A 13,861-nucleotide genomic window follows, 5' to 3' on the forward strand; every position below is an offset into this window, starting at 1 on the left:
TTCACTCATCTACACAAACCAACTCTTTCCGTTCTGGTAAATTTTCCGGAGTCTTGAAATTAGCAGCCAAACCCACTTTTTCCAAAACCAATAATACCCACCATCCAGGATCCCATTCACCTGGATACAGAGAAAATTTTGCAGAGTTTGGATAGGCATGGTGGTTATTGTGGTGGCTTTCGCCCATGGTCATTAAGGAGGCAAACTTAATGTTATGGCCTTGTACGGCAGCGCCTTCGACATGCCAGTGTTGCCTTCCTTTATTGTGGGCATAGTAGCCGATTAACCAATGACCGGTGACTGACACAGCCACCCTGACATTGATGCCCCAGATCACCCAAGAGATGCCGCCGAAATAAAACAACAAGAAAGCCCAAGGAATCTGTTGCCACATCCAGGTTTTTTCCATCCAGTCATAAACCTTGTCTTTTGCAATGGCTTTTGGGGGATCAAAAGTAGGTGGACTGTCAAAGACAAAATCACAATGTAGTTGCCAATACCAATCTTTGGCCAGTGATTGTTGATGGCCAAAATATCCATGACATTCACGCTGCCTCTGGGCCCAGTCACGGGTATCGTGGGTTTGTAACATACCCTTCGGGCCTGCCAGTCCGACCAGTACACCCAAATGTACGAAAAGATATTCCAGTAATCGGGGGCATTCATAGCTTTGGTGAATGAGCCGCCGGTGCATACCGAGGGAGTGGCCAAAACACAAGGTGATGGCAGTAAAAAAGATGAACACCAACAATGCTGCAAAATTAAATGTCATGTATCCGCCGATGATGGCTGTCAGATAAAAAAATGAAACCCAAATTGATTTTACCGGTGACCATTTAACAGTGCCTTTGAATGCACTTGAATTTAATTTTGATTGGATACTTTGGTTTTCATATTTCATGTTAGTTTCCTTCCTTACTTGGACACAGCTATAAAACTGTTATAAAATACAAGTTATTTAATTAATTAAGTATTTAACTAATAGGTTAATTATATCCAATGAACGACACTTTTCAAGCTTTATCGTCTACTGTCAGAAGAAAAATTTTGGCTTACTTATCAAAAACTGACTTAACAGCGGGTGAAATATCTGACCGGTTCGAAATGTCAAAGCCTGCCTTGTCAAAACACTTAAGCATTTTAATGAATGCCGGATTGATCCAAGGCGATAAAAAAGGCCAATTTGTGCATTACAGCCTGGTCAAAGAAAACCTGTTTGCCAATATGAATGATTTTCTGGTTAATTTTTGTCCGCAGGGGAGGCCGTTGAAAATGGAGAGTGCGGAATTGGCTAAGAACAAAAACTCGAGTGAGTAGCTTTATGTTTACATCAAAGATAAGTCCAGAAAAGGTCAAAGCGAAAAATACTAAAGTACTAAAAAAGCAAGGAATTGAGGTTATTGAGCATTTGCCTTACTTGGATTTGATGGATTTTCGAAGTCCGGAAGAAGTTGCAAAAAGGTGTGTAATTTTGTCTGCTTTACTTCAGCTTCACTTTGAAGCTCCAAATGCTTTTATCAGAGAATATTTAGAAGAGAATAGTCTCATCGATGAGTTATCTAAAGAAGAAAATAAACGGTTAGATCTAGAATATAATAACTGGCAAGAACAAGAAAAAATTGACTTGTATTGGTCAATTGAAGCTATATGGGCATTAGCCTGGGTAGGAAAAATCCATGATAATCTAACTTTTAACACAGGTGTTGAAGAAACCCTGGCTTCATTTTTGCCTGAATTTCAGGAGAATGAACCTGCAAAGAAATTCATTACCGGTTTTTCTTTAAGGTCTAAAAAGGAAATCTTTTCTATGTTGGATAGATTCTATCGCGTGCATTGGTACGCTAGAAACCTATCGCTAACTGGTAAAAAATCACAACTTGTTGATATCGATATTGTCATGGAGAGAAGAAAAGCCCTTGAATGGGCTTGTAACAAGGAAGAAATTTGGGAAGATATTTCTCTTGATACCTAATTATTTGGATGATTAGAATTAATATAATGAATTTAAGCCCATGAAAAATGGATCCCCGAGTCTAGCCCGAGAACGATGGTGGCCGGGCTGGCAATAATCAAAGGAGATTACATGGGCTGTGGGAGATTCTTCGACTTCACTTCGTTATGCTCAGAATGACAAATTCTATTGTGAATTTAATTCAGTCCTCACCTCAATCTTATTATGTAAGGTTCGGTGCACGGGGCATTTATCCGCAATAATCAAAAGTTTGCTTATCTGTTCTTCAGTTAAATCGCCAGCGAATTCAATGTTGCGGTGGATCACATCTATTTTGGGGTGTTGGTCGTCGCAGGATTGGCAGTCTTCGCCGTGTTCGCGGTCGTGTGATAGGTTGACAATGACATTGTCCATGGGGATTTTTTTTAAGTTGGCGTACATTCTTAAGGTCATGACGGTGCATGCGCCCAATCCGGCTAGCAGGTGTTGGTAGGGGTCGGGGCCGGAGTCACTGCCGCCGACTTTAAGCGGTTCGTCAGCGATCCATTGGTGTGATGCGGTTTGTACATCACATTGAAATTTATGGTCTATTTCAGTCACCCTCACCTGACCAGTTGGAACTTCTGTGCGCGTTGGTTTTGTCGTTTCATTGGATTCGATGAATTTTTCTGACCATGCAGCAATCAGTTTGGCGGCATAGGTGGCGTCTTTTTTATGGGTTAATAAATGATTGGCATGGTCTAAGCTGATAAAGCTTTTAGGGTGTTTGGCCGCGACGTATATTTTCTCAGCTTCATTGATGGAAACCGTTTCGTCTACCGGTGAGTGCATCACCAACAAGGCTTTTTTTAATTGGCTGATGTGGCTGGTGTCTTGTTGATTCAAGTCGTCAATGAATTGTTTTTTGATGTTAAATGGGCGGCCGCCCAGATTCACTTCTGCTTGGCCATGTTGATCGATTGAATCCAGCTCACAATGGAACAAATGTTTAACATGGGAGGCATCGGCAGGTGCTGCAATGGTGACTACCGCCTTGGCATCTGGTATTTGTGCAGCGGCTTTTAGCACCGCGGCACCACCCAATGAATGGCCAATCAACAGACTGGGTGCCTGGTAGTTGTTTTGTAAAAAATCAGCGGCGGCCACCAAATCCTCAACATTGGAGCTGAAGTTGGTGTTGGCAAAATCACCATCCGAGTTACCCAAACCGGTAAAGTCAAATCTGAGCACAGCAAAGCCCAATTTCACCAAGGCTTTGCTGATATGGGAAGCGGCAATAAAATCTTTACCACAGGTGAAACAATGCGCAAACAACACATAGGTTTTGCTGTTATCATCACTTTGTTCCAATAACCCCGCCAACTGGCCTTGACTGCCTTCAAATGATACTTTCAGTTTTTTCATTGATTTAACCCCTGTGTTTGATCATGCATGGTAGATGACCCAATGCGTGATTTATTCTTACAGAATCTCTGCTGATGATTGATAACTGCAGTAAAATACAGTTTTATCCGTATTGAGAATAACATGATTCAACATGAAAGCCTGAATGTTTATGGAGAGGTGCTGGAGAGCTGCTGTGAAGATCCGGTCACTGGTTTTTTTCGTGATGGGTGTTGTAATACGGCCGATGAAGACCATGGTTTGCATACGGTTTGTGTGAAACTAACTGATGAGTTCTTGCAGTACTCTAAAAAAATGGGCAATGATTTATCGACGCCTCACCCTGAATTTGATTTCCCTGGCTTGAAGGCAGGTGATCAATGGTGTTTGTGCGCTCTGCGGTGGTTGCAAGCCCATCAAGATGGATGTGCGCCTAAGGTCAACATCAGAAGCACTCACCTAAGGACATTGGATGTGGTGGATATCAATTTATTAAAGGCCTATGCTGCTGACTTACAATGATTCTTAAGTGATGTCACCTTGTGGGTTTTGGCATTACTTTACCGGTTTTCTTTTGATCAATCTCATCATGGGCTGCCAGCTGAGAATGAACAAAGCCAGCCAGATACCGGTGAAAGCGACTTTGTGTCCGAAAGTGAACACTTCACCAAAGAAATATACAGCAATCAAAAAACTGATGGTTGGCGCAATGTATTGTAAAAAGCCGATCACAGTTAGGGTCAGTCGCTTGGCTGCATAATTGAACCCAATCAGCGGTAGGATGGTGATTAAGCCCGAAAACACCAACAACCACATGGTACTCATATCAAGATTGCTGGACGTTTGGTTTGATGACAGCATGGTCAAGAATACCAAGGCCGGAATCATCAGTAAGGCCGTTTCCCAAAATAAACCGATTAATGGCCTGACATCCAATGTTTTTCTGACCAAGCCATACAAGCCAAAAGTTATCGCCAGTGCCAACGCAATCCAAGGCGGCTGACCGATAAAAATTCCCAAGTAAATGGTGGTTGATGCGGCAAGAGTGAGGGCAATGATTTGTACTTTATTCAATCGTTCTTGTAAGAACAACATGCCCAGAAATACATTGACGAGGGGGTTGATGAAATATCCCAGTGATGTGGCCAGGATTTGTCCATCATTGACAGCCCAAACAAACAACAACCAGTTGCTGATGACCAATGAACCACTGATAAAGAGGATCAACAGCTGTTTTTTAGTGACCTTGAGTGAGTGAATCAGTTGTTGTCTTTCTCTGATGGCTAAGAACAACAATAAAAACAGGGCCGCCCAAATAATGCGATGGGCAATGATTTCGATGGCAGGTACATGCTTGAGTAGCTTGAAATATATGGGTGCAAAACCCCAAAAAATAAAACAAAATAATCCGGCCTGTAAACCTTTGTTGTGTTCAGAAATTGGCATTCGGGTATTGTAGTCTTAAAAATCCACTGATGCTTTAAACAGATTGAACTATTTCGTCATACAATGGGTTTAATTGTTAATTTTGGATGCGCATGAAAAACCTGCTATCAATCATTCTTATTTTGCTCAGCGGTGTGGTTGATTCTCATGAAGTCGTTAAGCCAGCCATAGCGGTTCGTTCGGTTGGGGCACTGACTGGAGAGGTGACCTATTTAGGCAATACGGGTCTAATGGTCAGTCATGGCGATCAACAAGTATTGTTCGACCCATTTTTTCACCGCCATTTTAATCATTACCAGCTGGTGCCAGCAGACATCAAATCAGCCATTTTTGCCAAAAAGCCGCCATATGATTCGATTGAAATGATTTTTATCAGCCATGCCCACGGTGATCACTTTGATGCCAAGGACGTGCTTGAATATTTGAAACTCAATCCTGTGACCCAATTGGTGGCGCCAAGCCAGGCGGTTGATCAATTGAAGGTCTTGTCAGGATACCAAGCCATAAAGAAGCAAGTTGTTGGCCTTGAATTGAACTATGGAGACCAACCGATTGAGATGACTTTTGTGGGAATTGATGTTGGGGCAGTCAGAATCCCGCATGCCGGGTGGCCAGGCAGGGCCGATGTTTCCAATTTGGTATATCGAGTGACTTTAAACAAACAAGTGACTGTGATGCACATGGGTGATGCCGACCCTGATGACCTTCATTTCAAACCTTGGGCCAATTATTGGGCGCAAAAAGTGACTCACAATGCCTTTCCGCCTTATTGGTTTTTGACTCACTCTGTTGGCCAACAAATTTTAGCTGAAAGAATTAACTCGCTGCACCATACCGGCATTCATGTACCGGTTGTGGTTCCTGATCAGTTACAGTACAGTGGAGAAGATTACTTTTCTGTACCCGGAAAAACCATTAAACTGAAACAAATCAAAAACACTTTAACCAAATAAAATCAAACTTAATATGAATAGAAATATGAATAGAATAATACTAATCATCAGTTTGTTGGTGATGCAAACAAGCTTTGCTGACACACCCAAAATCCTGCCGCTAAAAACCCAAGCGGCGGTGATTGATCGCCTGTTAGAGGATAAAGTTCAAACGGTGTTGCCACAATTAATGCGTGATAACAACATTGATATGTGGATTGTGATGGCTCGTGAATACAATGAAGACCCTGTGATTCGAACCATGTTGCCAGCCATTTGGCATGCCGCCAGACGCCGAACCATATTGGTGATGTATGACTCAGGTGAATCCAATTCCACTGCTGCGGCTGGCATAGAAACCATGGCAGTGGCCAGGTACGATGTGGGTTCGGTTTTTAAAAAGTCTTGGGACAAAGCGCAACAACCCGATCAATGGGCACGTTTGGCAGAAATCATTGAAGAGAAACAGCCAAACAAAATTGGGCTTAACTTTTCTAACCACTTTGGCCAAGCCGACGGCGTGACACATTCAGAATTTCAACAGTTTAAAGATTCATTGAAGCCAAAATGGCAAAATCGAATTGTCAGTGCAGAAAAGTTGGCTGTGGCCTGGTTGGAAACCAGAACACCAGCAGAAATGGCTGTTTATCCCCAAATTGTGAACATTGCTCACACCCTCTTGGCTGAAGGTTTGTCGGAAGTGGCTGTGCAGCCTGGTGTAACCACGACTGAAGATTTGGTTTGGTGGTACCGTGAAAAGATCAAGTCATTGAAATTAGACACTTGGTTCCATCCTTCTGTTTCTGTTCAAAGGGCTGACAATGATAAATTTGACCATCTGCGAACTTTTGATAAGCGACCGGCTGAAAACATCATTCAAGCAGGTGACTTGATTCATGTTGATTTTGGCATCACCTATTTGCGTTTAAACACCGATACCCAACAGCATGCCTATGTTTTAAAGTCTGGTGAAAAAGCCGCGCCAGATTATTTGCAGCAAGCTTTGCAAAATGCCAATCGTTTACAAGACATTTTTACTGGTAATTTCAAAGTCGGCAGGACCGGCAATGAGGTTTTGGCCATGTCCAGAAAGCAGGCCATTGCTGAAGGCATCACCCCGTCCATTTACACCCATCCCATAGGCTACTATGGACATGCGGCTGGTACTACATTGGGTATGTGGGATGCTCAAGAAGGCGTGCCGCATAAAGGTGATTACCCCTTACACGCCAACACAGCTTATGCCATCGAACTGAATGCCTCTACATTCATTGAAGCATGGAACAAGGAAGTCAGAATCATGTTGGAAGAGGATGCTTTTTTTGACGGAAAATCGGTGCGCTATATCAATGGCAGACAAACACAATTGTTGTTGATACCCAGGCAAAATCATCAAGTCCTGGGTCAATAACCAGCAAGAATCAATGAAACAGTCGCTGTTTGATGTGGTTTGACATGGCCATCAATGGTTTTTCAATCAATAAATAATGAACCACACTATAAACAACGGTCAGTAACATAAACAAGCCAACCCACAATCCTGGTGATTGGCTGTTGTTTTGAACCCATGAATGCCAGCCCAGTGCAATGGTCAAAGCAATGAATATGGTGTGAGATAAGTAGATACTGTAAGAAGCGCCACCAAGGATCAAGGAAAGGTGTTTTAGCAGCACCTGTCCCCGTTTTTCTAATTCAATCAGTGCTGCCATAATCAGCGCGGCGGCTGAGCCAAAAAAGCAAACCCTTAATATGACATGCTGTTGGCTGATCAGTGATTGTTGTAAAACGTGTGCTTGATAATAAACAGCAGTGGCTAATAAGGCCAGACCCAATAACAATGGCCAGAAGTGATTACATCTTTGGGTCTGAAAGAAACGACCCAGCAAGCATCCAGCAAAAAACTCTAAACAATAGGGTGACAACAGAAAGTCGACGGCAGTAAAGTCGCTATGGCTGTGTGTCGATGAAAATCGAGAGGCGATCTGGTACACGATAATGAGGGCCACAATGGCCCAAACGGCATTCAGCTTGTGCTTGCTTGGTAGCAACATCAACAAACCAAACAATACATAGAAATACAACTCATACTGTAATGTCCAGGCCACTTGGATCAACAGGTGAGTGGTGTCAGGCTCAGTCAAGAAAAATGAACCCCACATGTTGGCATTGGCAGGTTTGAGCTGTGGATAAAAATACAAAATAAGCAATGCCAGTAAAAAATATGGCCAGTAGCCTAAATAAATGCGGCTGAAACGTTTAAACGCAAAATTCAATACCGGCGATTGTGTGGATGCGCGCTTGGTGGTGACCCACATGATGTATCCACTGATCACAAAAAAGAAATCCACACCTGCATAGCCAATCAGATTAAACAGGTCAAAAAAGCCATGTGCCTGCCCGGGGTTGATGGATTGGTATTGCAGTGAAAAATGATAAAACATCACAGCCAGTGCGGCCACAGCACGCAAAAATTGAATGTTGACGATGGGTTTCATGGATTTGTTCGCCCTGTATTCACATCCAGCATTTTAATCAGGGGTTGTAATTGTTGTTCATAATGGCGCCACAAGTCCACGGAGCCGGTGTACAATTTTTGTCTCACTTGACTTGCGCTGGCCGTCGCAGTGGGTTGTCGGTTTTTATGAAAGTCTAAACATTGAGGTTGCCAAGTCAAGTTTAAGAAGGCCAAGATGTCTTTGGCTTGGTGGGTTAAATCTTTGACCAAATCTTCATAATATACGGTTTTAACCGAGTCGCCACCGATTTGCTGCCAGTGGTTCAATAATTGATTGTGCTGATTATAATAGGCAGCCATTTCTTCCAGGTCATAAGAGAAAGGGTAAGAGTCTTGGCTGAACAGTTGTTTGTACACCGCATAGCAGATGGCCACAGGGTGACGTTGCATAATGATGATTTTGGCGTTAGGCAAAGCTTTTAAGATCATGCCGACATAGTAGCTGTTTTGTGGAAATTTATCGGTAAACCTGGGCTTGCTCCCAGTCCTTGCGCTTGAGGTTTGTAGATAGTCTTGGCCGAATCGGTCGAAATCCATTCGTTTTGAGGCGGTGACCATTGCTGTTCTGGATAACTGTGGGTTCAACTTAAGTTGTTGTAGTCCTTGTAACATGCATCGGTTGATTTGTTTTAATTCACCAGCGGCTTTGACATCATCATGACTGCTGATGATGCGGTCTAATAAAGTGGTGCCTGAACGAGGCAGCCCAACAATGAAAATGGGTCTTTCAGATGTGTTTTTCGATGATTTTTGTCGAACAAAATCAGCATCGTATTCAAGCTGTATTTGACGCATAAAATCAATGTCAGATTGAAGGTCGTATTGAAAGCTTTGGCGGAACAGTACAGAACCTTTGTGTCGGGCCTTAAAACTTTCAGCCCATTGGCTGCAATCTTCCAACTCTTTGGCCAAAGCATAATACAGTTTGGTTTTTTCTGAAGGTGGAATCAGCTGGGAGTCGCATGCTGTACGCAAACGGTCGATGTGGTTGTCTGTAAGCGTTTGTTTTTTTAGGTGGCTGCGCAAAAAATGGCCGTCGGCATTATTGGGTTCTGTGTCAAGCGCTTGATCACAAAGTTTGGTGGCCTGGGCGATGTTGCCAAGGTTCTGCTGTGCAGTGGCTTGTTTCAATAGCCAGTTGACTTGGTTGCCTTGTGTGATGGCCATGTATTCATATAATTTTAATGCACTGGCAAAATCTTCATTGGCTTCAAGAATCAGTGCCAACTTTTCATTCATTTGTTGGTTGGGTGGTGGGTTGGCGGCCAGTTTCTGAGCCAGTGGCAACACTTTATCAGGCCGGTTCAAGCTGTCAAACATCATCACTTCTTGAAACGCGTAGGTAAAATTCTCTGGTTCCAATTGTTTGGCCATGTTAATCGCATCCGCGGCTTCATTGATTTCACCACTTTGGAACAACAAAAATGCACAGTTGAACCAGGCAGCTGCAAAATCAGGGTGATCTTGGGTGATTTTTTTGATTAAAGTCAAGGCTTGTGAGAATTGCTTTTGTTGCACCAGGTCATTAACTTGGTCAAGCTTTTGTTGTTGCATCAAGGTGGCGGTCATGACTGGGCGGCGTGGATAATTAAAGGTGTATACCGATTGTACTTGACCAGATGCGGATAAATCAACTTCGCTCAGATTGGAAAAGAATGAATCTGATATTGAGCCTGCATATTTAATGTTTATAATGATTTGATTTTCAAAGCTAAGGTGACAATGTGGGAAATATATTATGGATAGCGTCTTATCCAAAGTCTGGGAATACATGGGTAAGGGCTTTTTTACATAATTATTTGGACAACAAAAACACAGCTGTTGATATCAACACCTTACATCGGGACTTTGTTGATGAGGTTAAAGCATTCAGGTACCAACCTTTCTTGACCAAAGGGCAATCAACCACAGATTTGTCAATAGAAGAGGTTTGTGCCATCCGCCCTATGGTACAGGCTCAAATGGCAGCAGAGGCGCCAGCCACCCTGTTTGTCAAAACCCATAATTTTCAAGGCGCATACAAAGGATTTCCTTTGCATAATTGGCAAGTATCATCAGGTGCCATATATATTGTAAGAAACCCACTTGATGTGGCCGTTTCTCTCAAACATTACTTCGATTACAGCTACGATGAAGCCATTGCTTATATGGCTGCTGATATGGCAGGGACGCCCAATGAGGTCGAAAACGTACCTCAAGTTATTTCTTCTTGGAGTCAACATGTGGCCAGTTGGACCCAGGAAGAAGGTCGAAACATGCTTGTTTTAAGGTATGAGGATTTGTTGGCTCACACGCAACGCAGTTTTCGAAAAGTAGAATCGCTGTTGGGTTTGAAAAAAGACGTTAAAAGATTGGCCAAAGCCATCCGGTTTTCATCATTCAAACAATTAAAGCAGCAAGAGCAACAAACTGGTTTTGCAGAAAAACATGAAAATGCGGGACATTTTTTTCGCAAAGGGCATACCGAACAGTGGCGTGAAGAATTGTCGGATGCTCAGATCAGACAAATCATTACAGATCACAAGACTCAAATGCAGCGATTCAAATACATACCTAAAGATTACATATAAACCAGTACAGGGGCGGCTCCCAAGACTGGCATGATTGACTGCTAAGTTCCGCGCAGAGGGTAATCCACCCAGCCTATCCAGGCCAGGTGTATAAACAAATAGACCCGCTGGCTTAAAAAGATAAAAAAACAGCTGTTTAATGTTTTATTTTCTTTATTTTAACAATATTTAGCGTGAATTGTTAAGGTTGGTTTTAGGCGAGTTTGACACATTGAAAATTGGAATAATGCTGACTGCGATTGATTATAAAGTGTTTTTTGGCAGGGTCGGCAATATAGGCTGGAATTAAATAAGCCGTTAAACAAAGAAGTAAATGTTAAGAAAATGTGAAAAAAACGAAATTGTATCTTTTTTTTAATAAATGAAAGTGTTAGTATGTGCCGGATAGGGAATCTATATAGATGCAATTTTTTGAGTTAACTCATGGATAACAATTTGGAGAACATATAAATGAAAATGAAACGTAATCCTATTACTAATGCTGTACAAAAAGCATTATTTACAGGTTTTATCGCTTCTTCTGCTTTTGGTACTGTTGCTTTAGCACAGGACGAAGATGCAGTTGAAGAGCAAGGTAAAATTACTGTAACTGGTTCGCGAATTAAACGTTCAGACGTTGAAGGCGCTTTACCAATTACAGTTATAACAAGAGAACAAATCGAATTAAGTGGTGAATCTAACGCTGCTGACTTCATTCGTAACCTAACTTTTAACAGTGCAGGTTCTTTCAGACCACAATCAGGTAGCTCAGCTCAAGGCGAAGCCACTGTTTCTTTACGTGGTTTGGGATCATCTAGAACTTTGGTGTTGATCGACAACCGTCGTTTACCAAAATCACCAGCAACTGGTTCATCACAAAACTTAAGCACATTACCAATGGGCGCGATTGAAAGAATCGAAGTTTTGACTGACGGTGCTTCAGCTGTATATGGTTCTGACGCGATTGGTGGTGTAATTAACATCATCACACGTTCAGACTATCAAGGTGCTGAGTTGATGTTAGGTGCTGCTGATGTTTCTATCCCATCTAACGGTGGTGAAAGAGAAGAAGGTTCTGTCGTATTTGGTGCTTCTTCAGATCGTTCTAGCTTATTGGCTGGTGTATCTTGGAATGACCGTGAAATCGTTTTTGCTCGTGACTTCCCTTGGGTTAACCCAGGTGCTTCAGTTTACGGAAACAGCTTCACTACAATTACTGACGGTTTTGACAACTTCGATTGGACTTCTTATGCCAATGGCGTAGGTTGTGACTTCCCAGGTACTGGTTTTTACACGGTTCCTAACTCGAATTCACCAAACGGTACTCGTTGTGCATACGACTTTACTTTGGTATCAGCTGATGAAGCTTCTACTGAAAACAAGTCTTTCTATGCCAAAGCAACACATGAAATCAATGACAACTGGGAATTGTGGTCTAACGCTACTTTCTCACAAGCTGAGTCATTTGGTCGTTACGCACCTGTTCCAGATTCATCGTACTTCTCAGTACCATTGACTTCTAGCAGCCCTAACAACCCAACAAACCCAGCTTCACCATTGTATGATCCTTCTTTAGGTTTGGATCCACAATCAGTTAACTGGTGGCATCGTTTTGACGCATTGGGTAATCGTGACGGAACTGTTACAACACAGCAATTGGACTTCTTGATTGGTACTACTGGTCAAATCGGCAATGCTGAGGTTGAGTTTGGTTTACGTCATACTGACAACAGAACTTCTGATGTTGGTAATAACTACTTGCTACGTTCAGCTGCTGCTGCATTGATCGAAGACGGTTCTTATAACTTGGCTGATCCTTACAGTTCACCTGACAATGTTTTGAATGCAATGAAAATCACCATTTTCCGTAATTCAAAATATGATCAAGACGAATTATTCGGTTCTGTAGCTTTCGATTTATTTGATATGGATGGTGGCCCAGCTTCAATGTATGTTGGTGCTGAGTACCGTCAAGAAAAATATTCTGATCAATACGATCCACAATCAGAAGCTGGTCAAGTTGGTGGTTCTGCTGGTAACTCAGCTGCTGGTGACCGTGACGTGACTTCTGTGTTCTTCGAAGCCTTGTTCCCAGTATTGGACAACTTAGAGTTCAACTTAGCTGGTCGTTATGATGACTATTCTGATTTCGGTGATAACTTCTCACCTAAATTGTCAGCAAGATGGCAGCCATTGGATAACTTAACTGTACGTGGTTCGTATGGTCAAGGTTTCCGTGCGCCAACTTTGGACATCTTAACTCAGAAGCCTTCGTTCTCAGCAACTTCAGTACGTGATCCACAATCTTGTGTTGCACAAGGTCAAGATCCAGGTTGTTCATTACAAATCAATGACAACATCGTTGCTAACCCATCTCTACAACCAGAAGATTCAGATCAGTTCTCTTTAGGTGTGGCTTATGAGCCAGTAGATTGGTTTAACTTCACTGTTGATTATTGGGACATCGAAATTACGAATCGTATTCGTAGCTTTGGCGCTCAAACATTGATTAACAATGAAGGTAATGGCGTTTCTAATCCTCCTGGTTTAGGTTGTACTAGAACACCTACCGGTGCAATTCAATTCTGTACTTCAGGTTTTGGTAATGACGGTACTGTTGATACTTCAGGTGTTGACTTGAATGCCAGATTTACTTATGAGTTGTTTGGTGGAAACATGAGTTCTAGTTTCCAATTGGCTCATATGCTAGATTACACAATTGATGGTGGTAGTGACTTAACTAAGTCTCCAGGTTTACCAGAGCAACGTGCTGTATTGTCTAATCAATACTCATATGGCGATTGGAGCTTGGCTTACAACATCAACTACATCGGTGATCAAGACGCTGACTCAGTTGATTCTTCAGCTCCATCATGGACTACTCATGATGTACAGTTGAACTACCATGCACCTTGGGATGGTCGTTTCACAGTTGGCGTACGTAACGCTGGCGAGAAATTCCCACCAATCAATCGTGGTGCTGTAGGTTCACGTGATTATGACTTCAATCTTTATGATGGTTTTGGTCGTGTGACTTACTTCAGATACACTCAAACTTTCTAATAGAAGTTTGATAAACTGAATA

At 42.3% G+C, this 13,861-nt stretch carries 12 protein-coding genes; 7 read left to right on the plus strand and 5 right to left on the minus strand.

Annotated features, from left to right (window positions below; translation table 11 throughout):
- Position 1: 1 nt before the first annotated feature.
- Complete coding sequence (locus tag CCS90_RS03380) at positions 2-901, minus strand: acyl-CoA desaturase (protein WP_099018085.1); 900 nt, start codon at positions 899-901, stop codon at positions 2-4.
- A gap of 98 nt (positions 902-999) precedes the next feature.
- On the opposite strand from CCS90_RS03380, the gene CCS90_RS03385 reads away from it, so the two are divergent.
- A complete protein-coding gene (locus tag CCS90_RS03385; protein ID WP_099018086.1) occupies positions 1,000-1,317 on the plus strand; it encodes a metalloregulator ArsR/SmtB family transcription factor in 318 nt (105 codons plus the stop codon).
- Between the two features lie 4 nt (positions 1,318-1,321).
- Complete coding sequence (locus CCS90_RS03390; RefSeq protein WP_099018087.1) at positions 1,322-1,972, plus strand: DUF4272 domain-containing protein; 651 nt, start codon at positions 1,322-1,324, stop codon at positions 1,970-1,972.
- A gap of 165 nt (positions 1,973-2,137) precedes the next feature.
- Here CCS90_RS03390 and CCS90_RS03395 read toward each other — a convergent pair whose 3' ends face one another.
- Positions 2,138-3,355: a bifunctional alpha/beta hydrolase/OsmC family protein gene (locus tag CCS90_RS03395; protein ID WP_099018088.1), complete on the minus strand. Its 1,218-nt coding sequence runs from the start codon at positions 3,353-3,355 to the stop codon at positions 2,138-2,140.
- A 123-nt stretch (positions 3,356-3,478) separates the two neighbouring features.
- On the opposite strand from CCS90_RS03395, the gene CCS90_RS03400 reads away from it, so the two are divergent.
- Positions 3,479-3,856 carry a DUF2237 family protein gene (locus tag CCS90_RS03400; protein ID WP_099018089.1) on the plus strand — a complete coding sequence of 126 codons (378 nt, stop codon included), beginning with the start codon at positions 3,479-3,481 and terminating at the stop codon, positions 3,854-3,856.
- 33 nt (positions 3,857-3,889) lie between these two features.
- On the opposite strand, the gene rarD is transcribed toward CCS90_RS03400, so the two are convergent.
- On the minus strand, positions 3,890-4,780 hold the full coding sequence (rarD, locus tag CCS90_RS03405) for an EamA family transporter RarD (RefSeq protein WP_099018090.1): 891 nt from the start codon (positions 4,778-4,780) through the stop codon (positions 3,890-3,892).
- A gap of 92 nt (positions 4,781-4,872) precedes the next feature.
- Here rarD and CCS90_RS03410 point away from each other — a divergent pair, with 92 nt between their 5' ends.
- Both CCS90_RS03410 and CCS90_RS03415 read left to right on the plus strand, forming a co-directional pair.
- On the plus strand, positions 4,873-5,733 hold the full coding sequence (locus CCS90_RS03410; protein WP_162846709.1) for an MBL fold metallo-hydrolase: 861 nt from the start codon (positions 4,873-4,875) through the stop codon (positions 5,731-5,733).
- A 25-nt stretch (positions 5,734-5,758) separates the two neighbouring features.
- Positions 5,759-7,123: a M24 family metallopeptidase gene (locus CCS90_RS03415; RefSeq protein WP_099018092.1), complete on the plus strand. Its 1,365-nt coding sequence runs from the start codon at positions 5,759-5,761 to the stop codon at positions 7,121-7,123.
- A gap of 10 nt (positions 7,124-7,133) precedes the next feature.
- Here CCS90_RS03415 and CCS90_RS03420 read toward each other — a convergent pair whose 3' ends face one another.
- Both CCS90_RS03420 and CCS90_RS03425 read right to left on the minus strand, forming a co-directional pair.
- Entirely contained in the window at positions 7,134-8,207 is a 1,074-nt protein-coding gene (locus CCS90_RS03420) for an acyltransferase family protein (protein ID WP_099018093.1), read from the minus strand.
- Positions 8,204-9,796: a tetratricopeptide repeat-containing sulfotransferase family protein gene (locus CCS90_RS03425; RefSeq protein WP_162846708.1), complete on the minus strand. Its 1,593-nt coding sequence runs from the start codon at positions 9,794-9,796 to the stop codon at positions 8,204-8,206. The genes CCS90_RS03420 and CCS90_RS03425 overlap by 4 nt, the downstream gene beginning before the upstream one ends.
- 155 nt (positions 9,797-9,951) lie before the next feature.
- On the opposite strand from CCS90_RS03425, the gene CCS90_RS03430 reads away from it, so the two are divergent.
- Positions 9,952-10,797 carry a sulfotransferase domain-containing protein gene (locus CCS90_RS03430; protein WP_099018095.1) on the plus strand — a complete coding sequence of 282 codons (846 nt, stop codon included), beginning with the start codon at positions 9,952-9,954 and terminating at the stop codon, positions 10,795-10,797.
- A 450-nt stretch (positions 10,798-11,247) separates the two neighbouring features.
- A complete protein-coding gene (locus CCS90_RS03435) occupies positions 11,248-13,839 on the plus strand; it encodes a TonB-dependent receptor plug domain-containing protein (RefSeq protein ID WP_257205604.1) in 2,592 nt (863 codons plus the stop codon).
- Positions 13,840-13,861 lie beyond the last annotated feature (22 nt).

This window comes from Marinicella litoralis (genome assembly GCF_002591915.1).
In the GTDB taxonomy this organism is placed as follows: domain Bacteria; phylum Pseudomonadota; class Gammaproteobacteria; order Xanthomonadales; family Marinicellaceae; genus Marinicella; species Marinicella litoralis.